Genomic DNA, 22,918 nt, shown 5'->3' on the forward strand with positions numbered 1-22,918 from the left:
GGACTCAAAAGTCCCGACGATGACTGTTGCCGCGAGCAAGCCGATCAATATCCATCGGTACCTCATTTGTCTCCCCCTATTCGACGGCCCGTCGTCAAATGCGGATCCCCGCTTCATTTGAAGTCCGCCTGCTAAAGGTAGCGTTAATTAACGGCCCCACGGGATGCTTGTTACACGCTTACTGCGAATATAGTTGCGTATGCAAATAGGTATTGACACCGCAAAGTACCTCTTGAAGGTATCTTTCCTTTTCAAGAACGTTTTATGGCGAGAGAGCATCGGCGGTAGCGAACCCAATTACCATCGTGCGGTATGCGGCTTGGGCGACGTGCTCGACCCCGTCAGCGAAGTTTTGTTGGTGCGTCAAACACTTCGCTCAATCGCTCAGAGCGGATCCGAACCCAGCGTGGCGAGGATGCGCCTGAACTCGCGGCGCTCTTTCTCGGTCAGGTGGGTCATCAGCCGGTCCTCGGCCGCAACCACACCAGCGTCGGTGCGTTTCAGCAGTTCTTCACCGTCGCGGGTCAGCTGCGCGGGCAGCGATCGGCCCGACGAAACACTCGTCGGCCGGCTGACCAGACCGCGATTCTCGAGGCCGCGCAGCACCATGTTCATCGCCTGCGGCGACACGTTCAGTGCGCGGGCCAGTTCGGCGTTGGAGTGGCCGGGATATTTCGAGAGCACCCGCATGCACAGGTACTCGGGGAAGGCCACCTCGAGCGGATCGAGGACGGCCGCCGACACGTCGGTCTTCAGCGCATGCATCACCCGGTGCAGCAGGTAACCCAGCGGCTGGTCCTCGAGGTTGTCGCTCATGTCAATCATATTGACACATATCAACTAGGTTGATATACCGGACGCATGACCACACCACAGGATTTGTTCGAAAACGCATACAAGGGCGAGGCGCCCGAAATGGGTCTCGGCACCAAGCCGCCGTGGAGCATCGGTGAACCGCAGCCGGAAATCGCGGCGCTGATCGAGCAGGGCAAGTTCCGCGGTGAGGTGCTCGACGTCGGCTGCGGCGAGGCTGCGGTCGATCTCTATCTCGCCGAGCGTGGCTTCACCACCGTCGGCCTCGACCTCTCGCCGACGGCCATCGAGCTCGCCAGGGCCGAAGCGGCCAAGCGCGGCTTGACCAACGCCAGCTTCGAGGTCGCCGACATCAGCGCGTTCGGCGGCTACGACGGCCGGTTCAACACGATCGTCGATTCGACGTTGTTCCACTCGATCCCGGTGGAGGCCCGCGAGGGCTACCAGCAGTCGATCGTGCGCGCGGCAGCGCCCGGGGCGTCGTACTTCGTGTTGGTCTTCGATCGCGCCGGACTGCCCAATGGGCCCGCCAACCCCGTCACCGAGGACGAACTGCGCGCCGTGGTGTCGAAGTATTGGACCATCGACGAGATCCGCCCGGCCAGAATCCACGCCAACTTCCCTGCGCAGCTTCCCGAGCACATGCCGATGGCGTTCGGCGACCTGCGCGACGAACCCAACGGTCGCAAGTCGGTCCCCGCGTTCCTGCTGACCGCACACCTGCCGCAGAGCTGACCCGCCACGCGCCACCGACCCCATAGCGGCTTTCGGGCCGCTATGGGGCAGGATTAGGGGTGATCTCATGTGAGGACCCCGAAGGAGTCGGATGGCGGACCCCGAGCTCACCAACCCCAACGGCGCCGAACCATCATCGATCAGGCCGATGTACACCCGTGTGCTGCTAAAGCTCGGCGGTGAGATGTTCGGCGGCGGCCAGGTCGGCCTCGACCCCGACGTCGTGCACCTGGTGGCACGACAGATCGCAGAGGTGGTGCGCAGCGGCGTGCAGGTCGCTGTCGTCATCGGCGGCGGCAACTTCTTCCGCGGCGCACAGCTGCAGCAGCGCGGCATGGAGCGCAGCCGCAGCGACTACATGGGCATGCTCGGCACCGTGATGAACAGCCTTGCGCTGCAAGACTTCCTGGAAAAGGAAGGCATCGCGACGCGTGTGCAGACCGCGATCACGATGGGACAGGTCGCCGAGCCTTACATTCCGCTGCGGGCCCGCAGACACCTGGAGAAGGGTCGCGTGGTGATCTTCGGTGCAGGCATGGGCCTGCCGTATTTCTCGACCGACACCACGGCCGCGCAACGCGCACTGGAGATCGGCGCCGAGGTGGTGCTGATGGCCAAGGCCGTCGACGGCGTGTTCACCGCCGACCCGCGGGTCGACCCCGAGGCCCAGCTGCTCACCGCGATCAGCCACCGCGAGGTCATCGATCGGGGGCTGAAGGTCGCCGACGCCACCGCGTTCAGCCTGTGCATGGACAACGGTATGCCGATTCTGGTGTTCAACCTGCTCACAGACGGCAATATCGCCAGGGCGGTGGCAGGTGAGAAGATCGGAACACTGGTCACCACCTAAGGAGCAGCAGTGATCGACGAAACCCTCTTCGACGCCGAAGAGAAGATGGAGAAGGCGGTGTCGGTAGCGCGCGACGACCTGTCGTCGATCCGCACCGGCCGGGCCAACCCCGGGATGTTCGCCCGCGTGAGCGTCGACTACTACGGGTCGCAGACTCCGATCACCCAGCTGTCGAGCATCAACGTGCCAGAGGCCCGGCTGGTTGTGATCAAACCCTATGAGGCCAACCAGTTGAAACATATCGAGGACGCGATCCGCAACTCCGACCTCGGGGTCAATCCGACCAACGACGGCAACGTCATTCGGGTCTCGATTCCGCAACTGACCGAGGAGCGTCGCCGCGATCTCGTCAAGCAGGCCAAGGCGAAAGGTGAGGACGCCCGCGTCACCGTGCGCAACATCCGTCGTAAGGCGATGGAGGAACTGCACCGCATCAAGAAGGACGGCGAGGCAGGGGAGGACGAGGTGGCCCGCGCCGAGAAGGATCTCGACAAGACCACGCACACCTACACCGCTCAGATCGACGAGCTGGTCAAGCACAAAGAAGGCGAGTTGCTGGAGGTCTAGTGACCCAGCAGCAAGCGACTCCCGTGGCAGACACCGAAGCCGGCCCGACTGAGCCGCCCAAGAAAGCGTCCCGCGCCGGCCGCGATCTGCCGGCTGCCATCGCCGTCGGCGTCCTCTTGGGCGGAATGGCCATTGCGGTCTTGTTCTTCGCTCCGATCGGCTGGCTGCCGGTCCTGGCGGTGGCGATGCCGATTGCTACCCATGAGGTCGTCCGCAGGCTGCGCGAGGCCGGTTACGCGCTACCCCTGATTCCGTTGTTGGTCGGCGGGCAGGCGATGATCTGGCTGACGTGGCCGTTCGGCCCGACCGGGCTGCTGGGCGCCTACGGCGGCACGATCGTGGTGTGCATGGTGTGGCGCCTCGTCGGGCAGGGTCTCGGCGAGCAGCCGGTCAACTACCTGCGCGATATTTCGGCCACCGTGCTGCTGGCGACGTGGGTGCCGCTGTTCGGCAGCTTCAGTGCACTGCTGATCTTCCAGGATCACGGCGGCTTCCGAACCTTCACGGTGATCGTGACCGTCGTCTTCGCCGACATCGGCGGGTATGTCGCCGGGGTGTTGTTCGGCAAGCACCTGATGGCGCCGGCGATCAGCCCGAAGAAATCATGGGAGGGACTGGGCGGCTCGCTGCTGTTCGGCATCACTGCGGCCGTCTTGTCGGTGACCTTCCTGCTCGACAAACCCGCGTGGGTCGGCGTGCCACTGGGACTGATGCTGGTGGTCACCGGCGTTCTCGGTGACCTGGTCGAGTCTCAGGTCAAGCGCGATCTCGGCATCAAGGACATGGGCACGCTGCTACCCGGTCATGGGGGCCTCATGGACCGGATCGACGCGATGTTGCCGTCCGCCGTCGCCGGCTGGATCGTTCTCACGCTGTTGGCGTGACACCCTGGCGTTCAGCCAGCACGCCGCCGCGCCGACGACGAGACCGACCGCGATCCCGATATCGGGCCGTTGGCCCAGCATCAGCCACGACAACACACCGGCGACCGCGGGAATGACAGCGAACAGCATCGCCACCGCGGCGGCACCGAAGTTGTTGATCGCGCGGACGTACAGCGTCATGCACAGGGTGGCGTTGAACAGCACGACGGCCGCGACCGCACCGGCGGCCTTCCACGGATCGGCGACCGTGAACGGTGTGACCGCGGCGAGCACCGCGACGGGCAGCAGGGCAACGCCGTTCTGCAGCGCCGCGGCGGCCCGGAAGTCGACGCCCGAGCAGAACCGCTGCTGGTAGACCCCACCGGCGGAGATGGCCAGCAGCGCCCCGAGCAACAGCAGTACGACGGTGTCGACCCTGCCGACGGCGATCAGGCGTCCCGCGCAGGCGGCCAGCACCGCGAGTACACCGAGGACCAACGCGCCGACCCGCGTCCACGTCAAGCCCTCGCCCAGGAATAGCGTCGCGAGCACAGCGGTGACCACCGGATTCATCGAAATGACGACCGCGCCGAGCACGGCAGGTGCACCGTGCATCAGGGCCAGGTACAGGCAGATGAACTGCAGCGCGTTGGTGAGCAACCCGGCGACCAGAACGTGTGCCAGGGTGCGGCCAGTGGGCCACGTCACACGGGAAAGCAGTGCCCAGCCGGACAGGATCATGCCGGCGAATCCGAAGCGGAAAGTCAGCACCGCCATCGGCGACATCGCTGAAACAGCTAGTGCGCCAATGGGATAACCGAGCGCGTAGAAAAACGTCAGATTCGACGCGGCGCGCAGCGGCATCGGTGGCAGGGGCATGGTTCCCATGGTTGCGATCAACGTCTGTCATAGCCAATCAATTTCGGCCAGCCACGGGTGAGATACTGACAAGACATGTCTTTACCTTTGGTTTTCGATGCCCCGCGTCGCGCGATGCCGCCGCGGCACTTCGCCGACCTCGACGAAGAGGGGCGCGCGGCCGCCGTCGCTGAGCTGGGACTGCCTGCGTTTCGGGGCAAGCAGTTGGCCAGTCAGTACTACGGCCGCCTGATCGCCGATCCGCGGGAGATGACCGACTTGCCCGCTGCGGTGCGCGAGCAAGTCGCCGACGCGTTGTTCCCGCGACTGCTCGATGCGGTGCGCGAGATCGAGTGCGACGCCGGCGAGACGCGGAAGATGCTGTGGCGGGCGGTTGACGGTACGACCTTCGAGTCGGTGCTGATGCGGTATCCGGAGCGCAACACGGTGTGCATCTCGTCGCAGGCCGGTTGCGGCATGGCGTGCCCGTTCTGCGCGACGGGGCAGGGCGGTTTGACGCGCAATCTGTCGACGGCGGAGATTCTCGAGCAGGTGCGTGCCGCGGCGGTCGAATTACGCGATAGAGACCACGGCAGGTTGTCCAACATCGTCTTCATGGGCATGGGTGAGCCCCTTGCCAACTACAACCGGACGTTGGCCGCGGTGCGGCGCATCACCGCGGCAGCGCCGAATGGGTTCGGCATTTCGGCGCGGTCGGTGACGGTGTCGACGGTGGGGTTGGCCCCCGCGATCCGCAAGCTCGCGGACGAACGGCTCGGCGTGACGCTGGCGTTGTCTCTGCACGCACCCGACGACGAACTGCGCGACACGCTGGTGCCGGTCAACAATCGGTGGAAGGTGTCCGAAGCGCTCGATGCGGCAAGGTATTACGCCGACGTGACGGGGCGGCGGGTGTCCATCGAATACGCGTTGATCCGCGACATCAATGATCAGCCTTGGCGGGCAGACCTTTTGGGCAAGCGCCTGCACGGCGCGCTCGGTCCGCTGGCACACGTCAACGTGATCCCGTTGAATCCGACACCGGGCAGCGAGTGGGATGCCAGCCCGAAGGCGGCCGAACGCGAATTTGTGCGGCGGGTGCGGGGGCGCGGCGTGTCATGCACAGTGCGCGACACCCGAGGTCGCGAAATCGCCGCGGCCTGTGGGCAATTGGCGGCCGAGGGCTGAGGGTAGGTCTGCTGTCAGTTTGTCGGAGGAGTGGTGCTGAAGATCGGCCAACAGATCTCTGTGGCGGTGAACGCTGTCGGATCTGAGGGCGTGCCGCCGATGTAGTGCTCGCGAATCGGCCCCTGGTCGCTGATCAGATGCTCGTTTGCGTATATTCCCAGCGCCCCATAACTGCGGTCGATTCCTTCGTGACCACCGGAGTGGGTGAGCACGGCGAATTGGGCCTGCGGTAAGACCTCGGCGCGGATGCCCTTCGGTGGTTCCGCGGACTGCGGCGCGGGTACGAATAAGGTTGCGTCGCCGTACGATTCGAGAAATATCGATCGTTCGTATAGGCCACCCGGCACGACCGCCGACGGAGCGCCTCTTGCCGCGGCAACCGCGTCCCACAGTTGGCTCAATGTCGCCATGAACCAGTTGTCGATCTCGGCAACCTCGATGGTGGCGCCAATGGACCACACCGCCAGCGCGGGTTCAGTGCGCAACTCGACATGGGGAGGAGTGTTTACAGGCGACAGTAGTTCGCGCAGCGCGCCCACGGTGTCACGAGTCTGCTGCAATTGCACCTCCATCTGCTCGAGATGACTCGTGATGATCTCGGTGCGAGCCGCGGCGTCGTCGGTGCTCAGCAGCGCCTTGATGTCGGGAATGGACATGCCCAGCGAGCGGAACCGGCGAATGATGTGTGCATGGTCGACCTGGCCGGTGTCGTAGAAGCGGTAGCCGGTGTGGGAATCGATGTGAGCTGGTTCGAGAATGCCGATGTCGTGGTAGTGCCGTAGCGCCTTCCTGCTCAGGGTGGTCATCACTGCGAAGTCACCGATCGATACTCGTGCTCCCATGGCGTCCTCCTCTGCGATCCGCCGCCCGCGGTATCGGGTAAGGCCATCGTGCAGCTTCCCCCTAGGGAATGGTCAAAGGTTGACTTTCCCGTTAGGGGAACCTCCACCGTGGGGCCATGACCACAGAATGGGATGCACTCCCGGACACCATCAAGACGTTCATGACCGCACTCGACAACCGAGAGACCGAACGAGCGCTCGCCACGATCACCGCCGACGCAACCGTTACCGACGAGGGCCGTGACTACACGGGCCATGATGACATCGGGTCCTGGATCGCCACTGCGGCCAGCGAGTACACCTACACCACCAAGGTCACTGGCGCGACCACGACCGACACGACCATCGATGTCGCACAGCACCTCGAGGGCGACTTCCCCGGCGGCGTTGCCGACCTGCACTACCGGTTCACCATGGACGGTGCGTCGATCAGCCGGTTGGTGATTGAGCCATGAGCAGGAGATGGTTCATCACAGGTGGCACGCCCGGCGGCTTCGGGGTGGCGTTCGCCGAGGCGGCGCTGGAGACGGGGGACCGCGTGGCGCTCACCTCTCGGCGCCCGCAGGAGCTGGCGGCGTGGGCCGACCAGTACGGCGACCGGGTTCTCGTCGTGCCACTGGAACTCACCGATGCGACGCAGGTGCAGCGCGCGGTGCATGCCGCCGAGGACCACTTCGGCGGCATCGACGTGCTGGTCAACAATGCCGGCCGCGGTTGGTACGGGTCGGTCGAGGGGATGGACGAGTCCTCGTTGCGGGCGATGTTCGAGCTGAACTTCTTCGCGGTGCTGTCGGTGACGCGTGCAGTGTTGCCGGGGATGCGCGCCCGCGGAAACGGTTGGATCGTCAACGTGTCCTCGGTGGCCGGGCTTGTGTCGGCGGTCGGATTTGGCTATTACAGTGCGACGAAGTTCGCCATCGAAGCCATCACCGATGCGCTGCGCGACGAGGTTGCCGCACAGGGGATCTCGGTGTTGACGGTCGAACCCGGAGCGTTTCGCACGAACGCCTACGCCGGCTTCGCCAACGAACCTGTCATGGAGACCATTCCGGAGTACCACGACATGCTGGAGCAGGTCCGTGCCGACTTCGTTGGGATGGACGGTGTGCAGCCCGGCGATCCGCGCCGCGGTGCCCGTGCGGTGATCGCGGCGATGACCCAAGATCCGCCGCCCCGTCGGCTGGTCCTGGGCAACAGCGGATACGACGCGGTGATCGATGCGCTGGAGCAGGCCCTGGCCGACATCCGGGCGAACGAAACGCTCTCGCGTAGCGCGGATTTCCCCGCGGAGTCACTCGCCTGAGCGAGACACCCGACCTGGCCAGCTGATCTTCAGACAGCGGGTCCCGTGGTCCCGTGCTGGCGCGGGGGCATATACGAAAGTGCCCACGTACTGAGCGACAACTCGAGCTCATAACCGGAAACCGCGGAAGTACAAGGGTTTCGCCGCGGCGCGCATACCATCATGCGCGTGTATATCCGATGCTCGGTGCCGCGTGGTACGTATCCGGGGCCGTAGAGTCCTCGCGCTGTTCGACGGACACGGCCGCGACCCCGCTCCCACCGCAGCGCGTCTGATACTTGTTTCGAAGCGCGCCCGGGGAAGTCGAAGCCCTGCCACTCCAACGCCTCGAGAAGTTCGTCGACGGTTGTTGGGCCGTGTTGCAACAGGTACATCGTCAGCGCGTATCGCAGGTCGATGCCCCGCAACAGATGTCTGGTCTGCATCGTCGAACCGAAGCAGGCATGTCCGACATGTCGGGGCGTTGTCGCTCGCTACGCGGGCACTTTCACATATGGGTTTGGGCCGCGCCCGCCGGCGAGATCAACACCGCCGGCCGCGGCCGCCTGGCCCACTAGTCGGGCATGCCGATCGTCTTGGCCTCGAGGTACTCCTTGTAGCCTTCCTCGCCGTTGCGGTAGCCAAGCCCGCTCTGCTTCGTTCCGCCGAACGGGCTGCCGATCCCGAAGTGGCTGCGACTGTTGATCGTCACGTTGCCGGTCCGCATCCGCTTGGCCACCTCGAACGCCCTGTCGACGTCCGCACTGCTGACCTCACCCGAGAGCCCGTAGATCGTGTTGTTGGCGATCGCCACCGCTTCGTCGTCGCTGTCATACGCCGTCACCGTCAGCACCGGTCCGAAGATCTCCTCCTGCGCCACCTGCGAATCGGGATCGACGTCAGCCAACAGCGTCGGCTGCACGTAATAACCCGTCGGCAGGTTCTCCGGAATGCCACCGCCGGTCACCAGGCGCGCACCCGAGTCCAGGCCGCTGCGGATCAGCCCCAGCACCTTCTGCCGTTGCGTCTCGCTGATCTGCGGTCCCTGCATATTGCCCGGCGTCCACGGATCGCCGACCGGGAAATTCTCCATGGCGCCCTTGAGTATCGCGAGACCTTCTTCATACCGGCTGCGCGGCAACAGGATTCGACTCGGCAGAATGCAACTCTGGCCCGACATCACGCACGCCATCATCGCCGCCATCGGTAGCGCCGAGTTGAAGTCGGCGTCGTCGAGCACGATGTGCGCCGACTTACCGCCCAGCTCCAGCAGCGTCTTCTTCACCGTCGGCGCGCCCGCAGCCAGGATCGCGCGGCCGGTCGCCGTCGAACCGGTGAACGTGATCATGTCGACGCGCGGGTCGGCCGACAGCGCCGCGCCCACCTCGTTCGCGTTCGACACCACGACGTTGAACACCCCCGGCGGAATGTCGGTCTCCTCGGCCACGATGCGGCCGTACTCGCTGCCCGACCACGGTGTCAGCTGCGCCGGCTTGAGCACCACGGTGTTGCCCGCCATCAGCGCAGGCACTGTCTCGGCGACGTTCAGGTAGAACGGCACGTTCCACGGCGTGATCGCCCCGACCACGCCGACCGGCTCGTAGTGGATCTTGCGCCGCGCCGGGCCCAGCGGCGTCTCATGCAGCCCGTTGTCAACGAGGTACTCGAAAGCCTTGCCGTGCTCGGCCCAGTGTTTGACCTCCGCGATCGGGCTCTCGATCTGGCTGCCGCTCACCGTGACGGGACAGCCCACCTCGGTGATCAGCACCCTGCGCAGCCGTTCCTTGTTGCGCTCCAGCGCCTCGTGCAACTGGGTCAGGCAGTGGTAGCGGAATTCCAGATCGCGCGGCCAGTCGGTTTCGTCGAACGCCCGACGCGCGGCTGCGACCGCGCGCGCCATGTCGTCGACCGTTCCGTCGGTGGCCTGCCCGGCCACCTGCTCGCTGGCCGGGTGGACGACGTCGAATGTCGCTTTGCTTCTTGTGATCTGCAATTCGCCGTCGATGAGCATCCGCTCGTCACCGGCGAGCACCCCGGTTTCGGTCTGCACTCCCGTCATGGGGGACAGCTTTACAAACTAGCGGGAGAATGTCACCCGTTCTGTTTGATCCCTGCCGCATGCCGCAGCTGTGCGAGGAACTGATCGCCGTCGTCGCTGCGCACGATGTAGTGCGCCACCGCGACGCGGATCACCGTCGCGGCCTTGACGGCACCGTTCGGCCCGGGCATCAGCTTCTGCAGGCGGGCCCGCATCATCGGGATGATCCTGCCCAGTTGGGCGATGACGACCTCGGGTTCGATGTCGACGAGCCGCACACCGGAGTACGACTGCTGGTACTCCACGATGAATCGCAGCGCACCGTCGAGCTTGTCGGTACCGCGCAGGCCCGATGTCGCGCGGCTGATGCCGCTGTCGAACATCTCGCGCTCGAAGACCCCGAACGCGTCGAGCAGCTCGCCCTTCGAGGCAAACCACCGGTACAGCGTTGGACGGGACACCCCGGCCTGCAGCGCCACCTCGGAGAGGCTCAGCTTCGTCTGACCGCTGCGACCGAGCACTTCCGCGGTCGCGACGAGGATCCGGTGCCGCGTCGAGGTGTCCTCGACGCCTCCGGATGCGTCGCGCAGCGGTTCGTTCACTTCCCAGACCTCAATCGTTTGGTCCAGCTGATCCTAGATGGTGCGGTCACAGTGACTTCTCAAGCAGCGATACCGTGTCGAGATCGACATAACCCCGATCCACCTGGTGAGTTTACGAACTAGCGGGATTTTGTAAGGCGATTCGGAAGGATGTCCATGGCCGGACCGATGGAGGGCATCAGGGTCGTCGAACTGGGCGTCTGGGTGGCCGGCCCCGCGGCGGGCGGCATCCTCGCCGACTGGGGCGCCGACGTCGTCAAGATCGAACCGCCGGACGGCGATCCCGCGCGCATGTTCGGCCGGATGCTCGGCATCGAGGACGACGTCAGCCCGCCCTTCGAGATGGACAATCGCTCCAAGCGCAGCATCGTGTTGGACCTGACGACCGACGACGGTCGCGACACGGCATTCGAATTGCTCAGCGGCGCAGACGTTTTCCTGACGAACATCCGCCCGGGTGCATTGGCGCGGGTCGGCCTTGACTTTGAAACAGTCGCCGCGCGCAATCCGCGACTGGTTTACGGCCTGATCACCGGGTACGGCGAGACCGGACCCGACGCCGACCGCGCGGCATACGACGTCGCCGCATTCTGGGCGCGGGCCGGCCTGGCGCATCTGCTGACCCGCCCTGGCGATACGCCGCCGTTTCAGCGGGGCGGCATGGGTGACCACTCGGCGGGTATGACGCTGGCGGCTGCGGTCTGTGCGGCGCTTGTCGCGCGAACACGAACCGGCGCCGGGCAATTGGTCAGCACATCGCTGTACCGGCAGGGCGCGTACACCGTCAGCTTCGATCTCAATACGTTCCTGATGACCGGGCATTCCATCGCGATCGGCCAACGCGAGACGATGGGAAATCCGTGCATGAACAACTACACCGCGGGCGATGGCAGGCGGTTCTGGATCGTCGGCCTGCAGGGCAGCCGGCATTGGCCTGCGCTGTGCCGTGCCGTCGATCGGCTTCAGTGGTTGACCGATCCGCGCTACGACACCGCACATGCCCGCGCCGCCAATGCCACCGAGCTCGTCGGCGAGTTGGACGTGATCTTCGCGACGAGGCCACTCGACGAATGGGCGAAAATCTTTGCGGCAGAACCTGAGTTCTTCTGGTCGCCGATCAACTCCATCGAGGATGTGGTGGCCGACGAGCAGTTTCACGCCGCCGGCGGTGTGGTCTACGTGCCGGACGCCGACGGTGGCGGGCCGATGATCGCGACGCCTGCCGATTTCCACGGCACGCCATGGGAACCCCGTTCTGCCGCACCGCGACTCGGCGAGCACTCCGACGAGATCCTCGCCGAGCTCAAGGCGCGTGATGCCTGACCCGCGCCGCGTGCCGTAGTTGATCCAGAAAATCTGCGTCGTCGTCGCTGCGCACCAGATAGTGCGAGACCGCAACGCGCACCGCCGTCGCCGCGGCTTCGGCGCTATCGGGTCCGGGGATGAGCCGTTCGAGCCGTGCCCGCATCAGCGGAATGATGTGCGACAGCCGTCGGATCATGTGTGCAGGTTCGATGTCGACCACGCGCAGCCCGGGATACGAATGTTGGTACTCGACGATGTAGCGCAACGTCGCGTCGAGCTTCTCGTTCGCGGGCAGTCCCGCGCAGGCGTCGGCGACGCCGCGTTCGTACATGTGCCGTTCCCAGATGCCCAACGCATCGAGCAAGTCGTCCTTGGAGGCGAACCAGCGGTAGAGCGTCGGCCGGGATACCCCGGCCTGCAGCGCGACCTCCGACAGGCTGAGCTTGGTCTTGCCCATCCTGCCGAGCACCTCTGCGGTCGCGAGGAGGATTCGCTCGCGACTGGAGTTGTCGACCGGCTGCACGGTGACAGCTTTACAAATTTTCGCTCAAGTGTCACGCTGATTCGGTGACAGCGGCACCGGTGCAGGCGCGTGAATACAGTCCGATCGACATCACGTCACATGACTTCTGGAGTCAGCCGTTCGCAGTACGCGACGAGACGTTCGCGCAGCTCCGCGCCGCCGAGGGGCTGAGCTGGCACCGGCCGTTTCCGTCGATGTTCCCGATGGAGGAGCCGGGCTACTGGGCGCTGACGCGGCGCGCCGACATCGTGTTCGTCAGCCAGCACCCCGAGCTGTTCACATCGACGCAGGGCGTCGCGCTCGACCCGATGCCCGCCGAGATCCAGCAGTTCGCCTCGTTCTTCCTGACCATGGATCCGCCGCAGCACACGGTGTATCGACGGCTGATCAGTTCGGCCTTCACGCCGCGACACGTGCGCCAGATCGAGGAGCAGATCCACACCAACGCGGTGAGCATCGTCGAGGACCTCGTCGGTGCGGGCGATGTCGACTTCGTCGAAGCCTGCTCGGCGCGCCTGCCGATGCTGACGATCATGGAGATGCTCGGCGTCCCGAAGGCGGATCAGCCGGCGGTTGCCAAGGCCGCCGAAAAGCTGTTCGGGCTCAGCGATGACGAGTACAGCTCGCTCGAGGAACGCGCGCAGGACACGATCAACGAGATCATGCTGTTGAACACCACCGGTCAGGAGCTGGCGAAGTTCCGGCGCGCCAACCCCGGCGACGATTTGATGACGAGCATCGTCAACGCCGAGGTCGACGGTCACCGCCTGACTGACGAGGAGATGGGCGCATTCCTGATTCTGCTGGCGTCCGCAGGCAACGACACCACCAAGCAGGCGACGACGCACACGATGATGGCGCTGGTCGAGAACCCTGACCAACGTGCTTGGCTGATGGAGGATTTCGAGAACCGGATCGGCCCCGCCATCGAGGAGTTCGTGCGGTGGTCGTCGCCGGTCCTGCAGTTCGCGCGGTTCGTCACCGAAGACACCGAGATCAACGGTCAGCCGGTCAGCGCGGGCGACAAGGTCGGCCTGTTCTACTGCTCGGCCAATCGCGATGAGGCGGTCTTCGACGAGCCGGGCCGGTTCGATCTGCAGCGCTCGCCCAATCCGCATCTCGGCTTCGGCGGAGGCGGCCCGCACTTCTGTCTTGGCAACCAGCTGACCAAAGCTGAACTGCGAAACCTGTTCCGCGAGTTGCTGACCCGGCTGACGACCGTGGAGTTCGGTGCACCCGATCTGCTCCACAGCAGCTTCGTCCACGGCGTCAAACGCCTCCCGGCATTCGTCAAGTAGGAGACATCATGCGGGTCGAAGTCGACCTCGACAAGTGCACCGGACACGGCATCTGCGAGTCGATCGCCGAGGACGTGTTCGAAGTGCAGGACGACGGCACCGTGTCGATCCTCGACAATGAGCGCCCGGAATCGGACCGCGATCGCATGCAGCAGGCCGTAACGCAGTGCCCCGCAGCGGCATTGCGTCTCGTGGACTAGCGGCGCTAGGATCGCCGGCGAACCAGCACGGACTGCTGGATACCGCCGACGGGTCCGCTTTCGTCGAACAGCGTGCCGATCGTCGTGCCGATACCGTCAGGGCCGTAATTCGTTTCCGCGCGAATGCCGATCCACTCGCCGTCGGGTACCCGGTGGATGTGCACGACGAGATCCGTGTTGAGGAACGTCCATCGGCGGATGTCCAGTTTCGCGCCTATGCCGTTGGCGTCGTCGGCGACTGCGAACAGTCGCTCCAGCGCAGTCATGCTCTCGCCCTTGACCAGATCGACCTCGGGCCTGATCCACGATTCGCCAGGCCCTTCGCTCAGGGGCTTGGTCAGCCAACGCCAATCCAGGCTGTGCACGTAGTTCGGATCCCAGTCCTTCTTCATGTCGCGACCGCGCGCCTCGGCCACCGGACGCAGCGGCAGCGCTGACGTGTGGACGACCTCGGCGGTGTCCAATGTCTGCAACCGCCATCCGCTGGCTCGCGCAACCGGTCGCGGTGCACCGTCGGGGCCCGGGGCCAGCATCTCTGCGGTCACCAATTCGATTTGCTTGCCGGAGCGTTCGCGTTGCGCACGCACCCACAGGTCACCTTCGGCGGGCACCGGCCCCAACAGGTCGACCATCACGCGGCTCAGCCGGGTGTCGTCACGGCGCTCGCAGCGCTCCAATCCCCGTACCAGCAGGGCGGATACGGGCGCCGCATGCTGAATCGCGGCCGACCATGTGCTGCGCACCATGTCCGTTGCTATGAACTTTTCGCCGAGTTCGTCTTCTGCGTCGACCGATTCGTAGTACGAGTCGCTCACGGCCGGCCTGCTCCGGGGACGTCGACGATGGTCGCGTCCAGGCGCGCGAGTTTCGTGCCGACCAGTCGGTCCGGATAGGCGCTTGTGCTCGACAGCATGAAGAGCGTGCGGCGTTCGGGTCCGCCGAGCATGCACGCGATTGCGGTGCGGTCGCCGATGTCGATGCGGTCGGTGACATTGCCGCCCTGCACAATCCGGTCGAACCGGTTGGCCAAGGTCATCGACGTCCAGATTCCGCCTTGCGCGTCGAGGCAGAGGCCGTCGGGCGGCCCGTCGAGTCCTTCGGCGAAGATTCGTCGATCCGACAGTGAGCCGTCGGCTCCGATTGTGTATGCCGTCAGCCGCCTGCCGATCGACTCCGCGACGATCAACGTGTCGCCGTCGGGTGTGATGACCATGCCGTTCGGAAAGTCGAGGTCGGTCGCGACGACGGTCGGGGTGTCATCGTGATCCACGCGCACGATGATGCCGCCCTCGCGGGCCTGCGATCCGACGTACGCGCGCCCGACGCCGTCGATCACCATGTCGCCGAGGTTCGCGGGCACGATGTCGGAGAGGTCGACGACGGTCGAGACGGCGTCGCCGTCGTAGCGCAGCACTTGGCGCTTCTCGGTCGACGCGATCAGCAGCGACCCGTCCTGCCGAAACCCGAGGCCCGACGGGGCATGGCCCGGCAACGGCAGCTTGGTCATGTCCCCATGCAGGTTGACGGTGTGCACCGCCTCGCCGAGCATGTCGGAGAACCACAGCAGCCCCTCGAACCACCTGGCTCCCTCCCCGAAGCAGAAACCATCGGCCAGCGGCGTCAGCGTCGCACCTTTACAAATCACGCCGTAAGTGTCACGCTCGCTGGGTGCCACTGTCAACCACTTGCGGTCTTTGGTGAGCATGAAGCGCTACCACGGCCACACACTTCTGTACCTGCACGAGACGATCGACCTGGGATCATCGGGCAGCGGGATATTCACTCAAATGTTCAGCGACGTGTACCACCCGATGATGGAAGAGCTTGGCGCACGGCTGTTCGCGATGTGGGAGACGACGACCTACAACGGGCATTGGCCGCAGGTGACGATCATCTGGGAGATCGACGCGTTCGCCGACTATTCGCGCATCGGCAAGGCGCAGGCGCGCGGTGGCAGCCACGAAGCGTCCGCGGCGAAGTGGGCGGCGTTCCTTTCCGAGATCGGTGCCGCGGGGGAGGGGCGCATCATGTACGCCGGTGCGAGCAACAAGCCGCTCGCCGAACTCAAGGAGTCCAATTTCGCGGCCGGACTGGTGATCCAGGAGATCATGCAGACCAAGCCGGGCCGTCAGGACGACTACATCCGTGAACTCGAGCGGCTGTACGTCCCGTGGTCGGAGCGCACCGGAAAGCGTTGGCTTGGCTCGTTCATCACCACCTTCCGGTTCAACGAGGTGATCCACTATTGGGCGCTCGACGGCGACTGGGACTGCTTCGCCAACCACTACCCGTCGTGGAAGGACAGCCCGCCCGCCGAGATCGTGACGTGGATGAGCGTCGCGCCCGCGCTGCGTGACGACTGGGAGGATTCGATCCTGCAGGCCCTACCTCCGTCACCGCTGCAATGAATTCACCACTGATGCAGGAATTTTCATACGATCCGTTCGATCCGGCGGTGATGGCCGACCCGCTGCCGTACTACCGGTTTCTGCGCGACGAGCATCCCGTGTACTACATCGAAAAGTGGGACACTTACGCACTTTCGCGGTTCGCAGACATCTGGGATGTGCTCGAGATCAACGACGGCACCTTCGTCGCCTCAGAGGGAACGCTGCCGGCCGCAACCGTTTTGGCACAGCGAAATGACGGGCCTGTACCCGAGCCGCCGCTGCACCCGATGCCCTTCCACGCCAACTTCGATGCCCCGATCTATGACGGCGTGCGGCGGTGCACCTCGGGCCCGTTCCGACCGAAGTCGGTGTCGCAGCTCGCTGACCGGATTCGCACCCTTGCCAACGAACGCCTCGACGAGCTCTTGCCGCGCGGTAGCTTCGACCTGACGCAGGAGTACGGCGGAATCGTCGCCGCATCCGTGGTGTGCGAACTGCTTGGTCTGCCTGTCGATCTCGCAGCCGAGGTGCTGGCGACGGTCAACGCGGGCAGCCTCGCGCAACCCGGCAGCGGAGTGGAGGTCGCCAACGCCCGGCCGGGCTACCTGTCGTATCTCGTGCCGCTCGTTGAACAGCGACGCGCTGACGCGTCCGACGGCGCCCAGACGATTGTCGACAACCTGATCGGCTACCGGTTGCCCGACGGCTCCGGGTTCAGCGACATCGAGGCCGCGACGCAACTGCTTGGCATCTTCATCGGCGGCACGGAAACGGTGCCGAAGATCGTCGCGCACGGGCTATGGGAACTGGGCCTGCGGCCCGACCAGATGGCCGCCGTGCGCGCAGACCTCGACGCCAACGTACCCGCGGCCCGGGAAGAGATGATCCGGTACTGCGCGCCTGCACAGTGGTTCGCGCGGACCCTTCGCAGGCCGTTCACCATCCACGGCACCACAATCGAGCCGGGCCAGCGGATCATCACGCTCCTCGCGTCGGCCAACCGTGACGAGCGCGAGTACACCGAACCCGACGACTTCGTCTGGAATCGGCCCATCGAGCGACTGCTGGCGTTCGGCCGCGGGCAGCACTTTTGCCTCGGCGTCCATCTCGCGCGCCTGGAGATCGCGATCATGGTGACCGAGTGGCTCAAGCGGGTCGACGAGTGGCGGATCGACGGTGACTCCGCATCGCGACCGCCGTCAAGTTTCCAGTGGGGCTGGAACACCATCCCGGTGGAGGTCTGACGATGTGGGCTTATCGGCTGGTCGCCCCGTACACCTTTGAGCGAGTGGATATTCCGGCGAAGACGCCGGAAGACCTCGGCGACCGGCAGGTGCTGTTGCGTTTCCTCGTCGCAGGGGTGTGCGGCAGCGACTTGCCCGGCTTCCGCGGCACCAAGGGCAAGCTGCCGGGTGACACCGGGCTCAGCGCCGCCGAGATGGACGGCTTCCCGATCCACGAGGTGGTCGGTGAGGTGATCGCCAGCCGGCATCGAAGCCATGGTGTCGGCGATCGTGTCGTCGGCTGGGCGTCCGGCTTCGACGGACTGATGGAACACGTGGTAGCCGACGGCGACGGCCTGGCCCCGTTCGATCCCGGGCTCACGCCGCAGCACGCGGTGGCGCTGCAACCGTTGGCGTGCGTGCTGTACGCGCTCGAACAGATTCCCAACCTCAAGGGAAGTCATGTCGCCGTCATCGGGCAGGGCTCCATCGGCCTGCTGTTCTCCTATGCGGCAAAGGCTTTCGGCGCCCGGCAGGTGACGGGTGTCGATCCGATCGACCGCGACGGTATCGGCAAGGAGTTCGGCGTCGACACCATCGTCCGCGCCACCAGCGACCGGTGGATCAGCCACCTGGATCCCGGCGCCAAGCCCGACATCGTCGTGGAGGCCGTCGGCCACCAGGTCGCGACGCTCGGCCACGCGATCGAAGCGGCCGCGTTCGGTGGCACGGTCTTCTATTTCGGCGTCCCGGACGACGACAGCTATCCGATCAGCATGCGGACGATGCTGCGCAACAACCTGACTCTCAAATCGGGTGTGACGCTGGACCGCCGACGCGTGCTGTGCTCCGCCAACGAATTCGCGCGCAGGCATCCCGAGTTGCTCGGCGCGTATGTCACCCACACCTTCGGTGTCGACGAGGTGCAGGCCGCGTTCGAACTGGCATGCCGCCCGACGCCGGAGCGCATCAAGATAGCGATCGTCGGATGACATCGAGGCTGCAGGACGCGCTGGCCACCAAGGCGCAGGTGTGGGGCGGATGGGTAGTCGGCCCGACAATCATCGGCCCCGAGGAGTTCGCCGCCGCGGGGTATGACTATGTCGGATTCGATTTACAGCACGGCTATCTCGACGACGCCGACGTCGCACTGCTGCTGCGTCGACTCGAGCACGTCCCCATCGCCACCGCGGTGCGACTGCCGTCGACGGATCCCGCCCCGATCGGTCGGGTGCTCGACGCAGGCGCCGACGCCGTGATCATCGCGATGATCGAGTCGGCCGAGCAGGCTGCCGCCGCCGTCGCTGCGACGCGCTATGCGCCCGACGGCGTGCGCAGCTACGGCCCGCTGCGGGCCGGCCTCGGACTCGACCCCGCTGCGCTCGAGGCGCGCGTCAGCGTATTCGCGATGATCGAAACCGCACGGGGACTGGCGGCAGTTGACGAGATCTGCGCGGTGCCGGGACTGACGGGCGTCTACGTCGGCCCCGCCGACCTCGCGATCTCGCTCGGATACGGGCCTGCCGAAGCATGGACACAGGTCGACGTTCGCGATGCGATGGCCCGCGTCCACAAGACGGCGTCGGCTGCGGGACTGGTGTCCGCAGTCCACGCGAGCACCGGAATCCGCGGTAAAGCCATGGCGGAGACGGGTTTTCAGATGATCACGCTCGCCTCGGAGTCCCAGGCGCTGAGGCGGGGAGCTGCCGACCATCTCAACGAAGCCAAAGGGCGGAATGCGCCATGACAGCGGATCGGGTCGCGCTCGTCACCGGCGCCGCGCGCGGTCAAGGCGCGGCGATCGTCAAGCGGTTGCGCAAAGACGGATTCCGCGTCGCGGCCTGCGATCTGCTGCCCGCTGACTTGCAGGACGACGGCGACGTGATCCCGATATCTCTGGACGTGATCCACGAGGACCAGTGGGCCGCCGCCGTCGCGACGACAGTCGAGCGGTTCGGCACGTTGACCACGCTGGTCAACAACGCCGGTGTCCTGCACCGGGCTTCGCTGGCCGACGAAACGGCAGCCGGCTTCGAGGGCAGCTGGCGGGTCAACTGCCTCGGCCCGTTCCTCGGCATTCAGGCGGCGTTGCCACACCTGCGAGAAGCCGCCGGCGCGTCGGTCGTCAACACCTGCAGCACCAGCGCCATCCGCCCGTTTCCGTACCACGCGGCGTACGGCTCGTCGAAATGGGCGCTGCGGGGCCTAACCCAAGCTGCCGCAGCGGAATTGGCGCCAGCCGGAATCCGGGTGAATGCTGTGTTTCCAGGGCCGATCTCGACGCCGATGCTCGACGATGTGACACAGCACAGGCTGTCCGCCACGTTCGGCAGACTCGGTGAACCCGCAGAGGTCGCGGACGTGGTCGCGTTCCTGGTGTCTGACCAAGCATCATTCATGACAGGGGCCGAAGTCGTCGTGGACGGAGGTCAATGTCTGCGAATGGGATGAACCTATCGGTCGGCATCATCGGCGCAGGTCCTGGCGGGCTCGCGCTGGGAATCTTCCTGCGCAAGGCCGGCTTTTCGGACTTCACGATCTTCGACCGCGAAGACGGTGTCGGCGGAACGTGGCGGATCAACACCTATCCGGGCCTGGCCTGCGATGTGAAGTCACACTTGTATTCGTACTCGTTTGAGCTCAACGCGAACTGGTCGCGAATGTGGTCGGGGCAGGCCGAGATTCTGGAGTATTTCGAAGAGTGTGCGAGGCGCTATGAACTCGCACCGAACCTGAAACTGAACACCGAAATCACTGCGGCCCACTGGGATGGTGCGGCATGGCAGCTAACGACGAGCACCGGGCAGCGGTACACCTTCGATGTCGTGGTGTCGGCCATCGGCCTGTTCACCCAGCCGGTGCTGCCAGAGCTGCTCGAAGAGGAGAGGTTCACCGGCACGCTGATGCACACCGCCCGGTGGGACCACTCCGTCGATCTGCGAGATGCCCGCGTGGCCGTGCTCGGCACCGGATCGACAGCGGCGCAGCTGGTTCCGGAGGTCGCCAAGGTGGCGAAGAAGGTGTACTCGGTGCAACGGTCGCCGACCTGGATCCTGCCCAAACCGGACCGACCCTACACCGAGCGGGAGAAGTGGCTCTTCCATCGAGTTCCGTTTGCCAAGAAGGTCTATCGAACCAGACTATGGCTGCGCAGCGAGTCGAACATCTCGGTGATCGAGAACGGCAGCGACAAAACGCAGGAGTTCAAGGACATCGCGCTGCGTGTGCTGGAAACGACGGTGCCCGGTGAAGACCTGCGCCGCAAGCTGACTCCGGATCATCCGTTCGGCTGCAAAAGGCTCGTCTTCGCGACGGACTATCTGCAGGCGTTGACGCAGCCACACGTCGAGGTGGTTTCAAGTCCGGCGCGTTCGCTGCGCGCCCGGTCGTTGGTCACCGAGGACGGCACCGAACTCGAAGTGGACGTGGTGCTGTGTGCCACCGGGTATGCGGCGGCCGACTACCTGGGGCAGATCGATGTCACCGGTGAGCGCGGGGTGACGCTGCGGGAGACGTGGAGCGAGGGGGCATACGCGTATCTGGGCATGGCGGTTCCCGGCTTCCCGAACTTCTTCATGCTCTACGGGCCCAACACCAACGTCGGTTCCAACAGCGTGATCTTCATGCTGGAGGCACAAGCCCATTACATTGTGCGCGCGCTGAAGTACATGCGGCGCAGGCGTAAACAGTATGTCGCGGTGCGGCCGACAGCCATGGCGGACTTCATCGCCAAGATCGACAAGTGGATGGAGGGCACCGTGTGGCTTACCCGGTGCAGCAACTACTTCCGCGCCGCCAACGGTCGAGTGGTCACCCAGTGGCCCCGCAGCGCGCGAGCGTTCTGGGGGATGACCCGTCGATTCAGGCCTGCGGACTACACGTTTGATCCCGCAACCGAGAAGCGGTCCATGCAGCAGGTCGACGCCTCATGTTCGCCGACCGTCTAGACCCCGCGCTGCGGCAATTCGCCGCGGCGCGCACCGACCTGTCGCCTGCCTTGCTCGGCGTCGTCCGTGATTCGCTGAACCAGCGGCGCGCCGAAGCGGCCCGCGCTGTCAACACGGTCGGAGTCGAGATCGAGAACCGCGAAATCGCAGGGATCCCGGTACGGATCTACCGCGCGAGTCCGGCACCGTCGCCGGCGTTGATCTATTGCCACTCAGGGGCTTTCGTCCTGGGAAATCTCGACACCGACCACCACCAGTGCGTGGAGTTAGCACGACGCGCAGCGTGCGCGGTGATCTCCGTCGACTATCGGTTGGCGCCGGAGCATCCGTATCCCGCTGGACTCGACGATGCGGCGGCCGTGCTGGACTGGGTCGCGGCCGAAGGATCGAACCTGGGTGTCGACCCCGCACGGCTGGCGGTCGGGGGCAGCAGCGCGGGCGCAGCTCTGGCGGCGCTGCTCGCTCAGCGCGCCGCCGAAGGAACCGCGCCGCCGGTCGTGTTTCAGTTGCTGCATCAGCCGGTGCTCGACGATCGCCCGACGCCGTCGAAGGACGAATTCGTCACCACGCCGGGATTCGATGGCCAGGCGGTGGCGCAGATGTGGCAGCACTACGCGGCTGGCGAATCGGTACCTGACGATGCTGTTCCGGCCAGTGCCGATGAATTGGCTGGTGTTGCAAGCGTATTCATCTCGTGTTCGGAGCTGGACCCATTGCGGGATGAGGCCGTCGACTACGCGCTGCGGCTGATGTGGGCCGGCGTCGCCACCGAGCTCCATGTCTTTCCCGGCACCTGCCATGGCTTCGACTCGCTGCTGCCGGAGTGGGAGACAAGCAGGCAGCTATTCGAGCTGCAGGGCGCGGCGCTGCGCCGGGCGTTGCATCATGTGGCGAGTTCGCGCGCAATGGCGGCGTGGTAGGCGTCGATATTGGCGGGGTTGACGGTTCGAAAGAAACCGTCCGGCAGCGGAGCGTGCTTGTAGGCCTCGATCGTCATGGTCCTGCTGAACAACGTGATGTCTTCGCCAGGCTGGGTGAAGTGGTATTGGACGGTGATTCGGCCTTCCATGCCACCGTTGCCGTCGCGGTCATGACCGAGGCGGCCGACCGAATTGAAGACCCACAACGTCGGCCGCATCGCGATGGCGAGATGCCATGTGAAGATCCGTTCGGCGTCCGGCCCCGACTCGGTCCATGTGTCGCCGACCACGAGGGGCAGCGACTCAGGCAGACCGCCCACGTGCGTGCTGTGGGGGTAGGTCTTCGTCCAGTTCGCCGGGTTTGTGACGAAGTCGTAGATCGTCTCCGGCGCATGGCTGAACGCGGTTTCCGAACTCGTGGTGACGATGCCCAACGTCGTGCCTCTCTGCTTGTTTGACCGCCCTACTTTACAG

26 protein-coding genes are annotated in these 22,918 nt (G+C 65.2%); 17 read left to right on the forward strand and 9 right to left on the reverse strand.

Annotated features, from left to right (window positions below):
• Window positions 1–384: 384 nt before the first annotated feature.
• The gene (locus J3E61_RS20895) at window positions 385–825 is read right to left on the reverse strand and encodes a MarR family transcriptional regulator (RefSeq protein WP_192721143.1); all 441 of its coding nucleotides are present in this window, start codon (window positions 823–825) and stop codon (window positions 385–387) included.
• A gap of 36 nt (window positions 826–861) precedes the next feature.
• Between J3E61_RS20895 and J3E61_RS20900 the strand changes: the two genes are divergently transcribed.
• From J3E61_RS20900 to J3E61_RS20915, 4 genes are all read left to right on the forward strand, one after another.
• Complete coding sequence (locus tag J3E61_RS20900; protein WP_210084818.1) at window positions 862–1,548, forward strand: class I SAM-dependent methyltransferase; 687 nt, start codon at window positions 862–864, stop codon at window positions 1,546–1,548.
• Window positions 1,549–1,639: 91 nt separating this feature from the next.
• Entirely contained in the window at window positions 1,640–2,398 is a 759-nt protein-coding gene (locus J3E61_RS20905) for a UMP kinase (protein WP_192721141.1), read from the forward strand.
• 9 nt (window positions 2,399–2,407) lie between these two features.
• A complete protein-coding gene (frr, locus tag J3E61_RS20910; RefSeq protein WP_192721140.1) occupies window positions 2,408–2,965 on the forward strand; it encodes a ribosome recycling factor in 558 nt (185 codons plus the stop codon).
• Window positions 2,965–3,849 carry a phosphatidate cytidylyltransferase gene (locus J3E61_RS20915; protein ID WP_192721139.1) on the forward strand — a complete coding sequence of 295 codons (885 nt, stop codon included), beginning with the start codon at window positions 2,965–2,967 and terminating at the stop codon, window positions 3,847–3,849. The genes frr and J3E61_RS20915 overlap by 1 nt, the downstream gene beginning before the upstream one ends.
• On the opposite strand, the gene J3E61_RS20920 is transcribed toward J3E61_RS20915, so the two are convergent.
• Window positions 3,760–4,692: a DMT family transporter gene (locus J3E61_RS20920; protein ID WP_210085646.1), complete on the reverse strand. Its 933-nt coding sequence runs from the start codon at window positions 4,690–4,692 to the stop codon at window positions 3,760–3,762. The two genes, J3E61_RS20915 and J3E61_RS20920, sit on opposite strands and share 90 nt — an antisense overlap.
• 90 nt (window positions 4,693–4,782) lie before the next feature.
• Here J3E61_RS20920 and rlmN point away from each other — a divergent pair, with 90 nt between their 5' ends.
• On the forward strand, window positions 4,783–5,874 hold the full coding sequence (gene rlmN / locus J3E61_RS20925; RefSeq protein WP_210084819.1) for a 23S rRNA (adenine(2503)-C(2))-methyltransferase RlmN: 1,092 nt from the start codon (window positions 4,783–4,785) through the stop codon (window positions 5,872–5,874).
• Between the two features lie 14 nt (window positions 5,875–5,888).
• Here rlmN and J3E61_RS20930 read toward each other — a convergent pair whose 3' ends face one another.
• On the reverse strand, window positions 5,889–6,716 hold the full coding sequence (locus J3E61_RS20930; RefSeq protein WP_210084820.1) for a MerR family transcriptional regulator: 828 nt from the start codon (window positions 6,714–6,716) through the stop codon (window positions 5,889–5,891).
• 116 nt (window positions 6,717–6,832) lie between these two features.
• On the opposite strand from J3E61_RS20930, the gene J3E61_RS20935 reads away from it, so the two are divergent.
• Together J3E61_RS20935 and J3E61_RS20940 are read left to right on the forward strand one after the other, a co-directional pair.
• On the forward strand, window positions 6,833–7,171 hold the full coding sequence (locus J3E61_RS20935; RefSeq protein ID WP_192721136.1) for a nuclear transport factor 2 family protein: 339 nt from the start codon (window positions 6,833–6,835) through the stop codon (window positions 7,169–7,171).
• A complete protein-coding gene (locus tag J3E61_RS20940) occupies window positions 7,168–8,019 on the forward strand; it encodes an SDR family NAD(P)-dependent oxidoreductase (RefSeq protein ID WP_192721135.1) in 852 nt (283 codons plus the stop codon). The genes J3E61_RS20935 and J3E61_RS20940 overlap by 4 nt, the downstream gene beginning before the upstream one ends.
• A gap of 553 nt (window positions 8,020–8,572) precedes the next feature.
• Here J3E61_RS20940 and J3E61_RS20945 read toward each other — a convergent pair.
• On the reverse strand, window positions 8,573–10,057 hold the full coding sequence (locus J3E61_RS20945; RefSeq protein WP_210084821.1) for an aldehyde dehydrogenase family protein: 1,485 nt from the start codon (window positions 10,055–10,057) through the stop codon (window positions 8,573–8,575).
• 32 nt (window positions 10,058–10,089) lie between these two features.
• The gene (locus J3E61_RS20950) at window positions 10,090–10,638 is read right to left on the reverse strand and encodes a TetR family transcriptional regulator (RefSeq protein WP_192721132.1); all 549 of its coding nucleotides are present in this window, start codon (window positions 10,636–10,638) and stop codon (window positions 10,090–10,092) included.
• A gap of 156 nt (window positions 10,639–10,794) precedes the next feature.
• Between J3E61_RS20950 and J3E61_RS20955 the strand changes: the two genes are divergently transcribed.
• Entirely contained in the window at window positions 10,795–11,961 is a 1,167-nt protein-coding gene (locus tag J3E61_RS20955; protein ID WP_210084822.1) for a CoA transferase, read from the forward strand.
• On the opposite strand, the gene J3E61_RS20960 is transcribed toward J3E61_RS20955, so the two are convergent.
• Window positions 11,942–12,484, reverse strand: a complete 543-nt coding sequence (locus tag J3E61_RS20960; protein WP_210085647.1) for a TetR/AcrR family transcriptional regulator — start codon at window positions 12,482–12,484, stop codon at window positions 11,942–11,944. The two genes, J3E61_RS20955 and J3E61_RS20960, sit on opposite strands and share 20 nt — an antisense overlap.
• Window positions 12,485–12,510: 26 nt before the next feature.
• Between J3E61_RS20960 and J3E61_RS20965 the strand changes: the two genes are divergently transcribed.
• Both J3E61_RS20965 and J3E61_RS20970 read left to right on the forward strand, forming a co-directional pair.
• Window positions 12,511–13,764: a cytochrome P450 gene (locus J3E61_RS20965; protein ID WP_210084823.1), complete on the forward strand. Its 1,254-nt coding sequence runs from the start codon at window positions 12,511–12,513 to the stop codon at window positions 13,762–13,764.
• A gap of 8 nt (window positions 13,765–13,772) precedes the next feature.
• Window positions 13,773–13,964: a ferredoxin gene (locus J3E61_RS20970; RefSeq protein ID WP_192721128.1), complete on the forward strand. Its 192-nt coding sequence runs from the start codon at window positions 13,773–13,775 to the stop codon at window positions 13,962–13,964.
• Between the two features lie 5 nt (window positions 13,965–13,969).
• On the opposite strand, the gene J3E61_RS20975 is transcribed toward J3E61_RS20970, so the two are convergent.
• Window positions 13,970–14,779 carry a thioesterase family protein gene (locus J3E61_RS20975; protein ID WP_192721127.1) on the reverse strand — a complete coding sequence of 270 codons (810 nt, stop codon included), beginning with the start codon at window positions 14,777–14,779 and terminating at the stop codon, window positions 13,970–13,972.
• On the reverse strand, window positions 14,776–15,669 hold the full coding sequence (locus J3E61_RS20980) for an SMP-30/gluconolactonase/LRE family protein (RefSeq protein ID WP_192721126.1): 894 nt from the start codon (window positions 15,667–15,669) through the stop codon (window positions 14,776–14,778). The genes J3E61_RS20975 and J3E61_RS20980 overlap by 4 nt, the downstream gene beginning before the upstream one ends.
• Here J3E61_RS20980 and J3E61_RS20985 point away from each other — a divergent pair.
• From J3E61_RS20985 to J3E61_RS21015, 7 genes are read left to right on the forward strand one after another with little or no spacing between them, the layout of a single operon-like run.
• On the forward strand, window positions 15,668–16,372 hold the full coding sequence (locus J3E61_RS20985) for an NIPSNAP family protein (RefSeq protein WP_210084824.1): 705 nt from the start codon (window positions 15,668–15,670) through the stop codon (window positions 16,370–16,372). The two genes, J3E61_RS20980 and J3E61_RS20985, sit on opposite strands and share 2 nt — an antisense overlap.
• Window positions 16,369–17,598 (forward strand): cytochrome P450, encoded by a 1,230-nt coding sequence (locus J3E61_RS20990; RefSeq protein WP_210084825.1) that lies wholly within the window; start codon window positions 16,369–16,371, stop codon window positions 17,596–17,598. The genes J3E61_RS20985 and J3E61_RS20990 overlap by 4 nt, the downstream gene beginning before the upstream one ends.
• Before the next feature lie 2 nt (window positions 17,599–17,600).
• Window positions 17,601–18,569 (forward strand): zinc-binding dehydrogenase, encoded by a 969-nt coding sequence (locus tag J3E61_RS20995; RefSeq protein WP_210084826.1) that lies wholly within the window; start codon window positions 17,601–17,603, stop codon window positions 18,567–18,569.
• Window positions 18,566–19,324 carry an aldolase gene (locus tag J3E61_RS21000; RefSeq protein WP_210084827.1) on the forward strand — a complete coding sequence of 253 codons (759 nt, stop codon included), beginning with the start codon at window positions 18,566–18,568 and terminating at the stop codon, window positions 19,322–19,324. The genes J3E61_RS20995 and J3E61_RS21000 overlap by 4 nt, the downstream gene beginning before the upstream one ends.
• On the forward strand, window positions 19,321–20,028 hold the full coding sequence (locus J3E61_RS21005; protein ID WP_210084828.1) for an SDR family oxidoreductase: 708 nt from the start codon (window positions 19,321–19,323) through the stop codon (window positions 20,026–20,028). Before J3E61_RS21000 ends, J3E61_RS21005 begins: the two co-directional genes overlap by 4 nt.
• A complete protein-coding gene (locus tag J3E61_RS21010; protein WP_210084829.1) occupies window positions 20,010–21,524 on the forward strand; it encodes an NAD(P)-binding domain-containing protein in 1,515 nt (504 codons plus the stop codon). The genes J3E61_RS21005 and J3E61_RS21010 overlap by 19 nt, the downstream gene beginning before the upstream one ends.
• Window positions 21,506–22,444: an alpha/beta hydrolase gene (locus J3E61_RS21015; protein ID WP_210084830.1), complete on the forward strand. Its 939-nt coding sequence runs from the start codon at window positions 21,506–21,508 to the stop codon at window positions 22,442–22,444. Before J3E61_RS21010 ends, J3E61_RS21015 begins: the two co-directional genes overlap by 19 nt.
• Here the strand turns inward: J3E61_RS21015 and J3E61_RS21020 are convergent.
• A complete protein-coding gene (locus J3E61_RS21020) occupies window positions 22,408–22,878 on the reverse strand; it encodes an SRPBCC family protein (protein ID WP_210084831.1) in 471 nt (156 codons plus the stop codon). The genes J3E61_RS21015 and J3E61_RS21020 overlap by 37 nt on opposite strands.
• Between the last annotated feature and the right edge of the window lie 40 nt (window positions 22,879–22,918).

It is taken from the genome of Mycobacterium sp. OAE908, assembly GCF_017872775.1.
GTDB lineage: Bacteria > Actinomycetota > Actinomycetes > Mycobacteriales > Mycobacteriaceae > Mycobacterium.